Source organism: Nocardioides sp. CPCC 205120 (genome assembly GCF_048654585.1).
Taxonomy (GTDB): domain Bacteria; phylum Actinomycetota; class Actinomycetes; order Propionibacteriales; family Nocardioidaceae; genus Nocardioides.
Genome location: NZ_JBMCYY010000007.1, coordinates 1 through 792 on the forward strand (window position 1 = coordinate 1; position 792 = coordinate 792).

2 protein-coding genes and 1 pseudogene are annotated in these 792 nt (G+C 75.4%); 1 reads left to right on the forward strand and 2 read right to left on the reverse strand.

What is annotated here, in order from left to right; all coding sequences use genetic code 11:
* Positions 1-198 (forward strand): annotated as a pseudogene (locus tag ACOACO_RS18650) (thymidine phosphorylase); the annotation flags it as partial.
* A gap of 21 nt (positions 199-219) precedes the next feature.
* Here the strand turns inward: ACOACO_RS18650 and ACOACO_RS18655 are convergent.
* Complete coding sequence (locus ACOACO_RS18655; RefSeq protein WP_277500182.1) at positions 220-399, reverse strand: hypothetical protein; 180 nt, start codon at positions 397-399, stop codon at positions 220-222.
* A 14-nt stretch (positions 400-413) separates the two neighbouring features.
* On the reverse strand, positions 414-792 hold a 379-nt coding region (locus tag ACOACO_RS18660), incomplete at its 5' end, for an SPFH domain-containing protein (protein ID WP_420297792.1).

Here is a 792-nt window from a genome sequence, read left to right on the forward strand (position 1 = left end):
GACCCGGTGCAGGCCGGCGCCGGCGTCGTCTGGCACGCCCGCCCCGGCGACCGGGTCGAGGAGGGTGCGCCGTTGTTCACCCTGCTGACCGACACCCCGGAGCGCTTCGACCGCGCCCTGGCCGCCCTCGAGGGCGGGTACGACGTGGGGGACGGCCCCTTCGAGCCGTCCCCGATCGTCATCGACCGCATCGCCTGACGGACGCGCCGCCCGAGCAGGTCAGTCCTGCTCGGGCAGGCGCCCCGCGCGGCTCAGCGCCTCGCGCAGGGCCATCTCGATCTGCGCGTTGGTGGAGCGCATCTCGTCGGCGGCCCAGCGCCGGAGGGCGTCCGCGACCCGGGGGTCGATGCGGAGCAGGATCTGGGCCCGCTCGCGCTTGCCGGACGGCTCGCGAGGCACGGTGTCCGCCCGACTCAGCTGTAGAGCGAGCCGACGTTGACGACCGGCTGCACGCCCGCGCCGCCGACGATGACGGTCAGGAGGTTCGAGGTCATCGCCGCCCGGCGCTCGGGGTCGAGCGCGATGTCGGTGTCCTCCTCGAGCCGGGCCAGGGCGTCGCCGACGATCCCGACGGCGCCGTCGATCACGACGCGGCGGGCGTCGAGCACGGCCTGGGCCTGCTGGCGCTGCAGCATCGCGCCGGCGATCTCCGAGGCGTAGGACAGGTTCGACAGCCGCACCTCGAGCACGTCGAGCCCGGCCAGGTGCACCCGGGCGTTGACCTCCTCGGCCAGCTCGTCCGCCACCTTCTCGCCGACCTCGCGCGGGCGACCGGCGTGCCCCACGACCGCG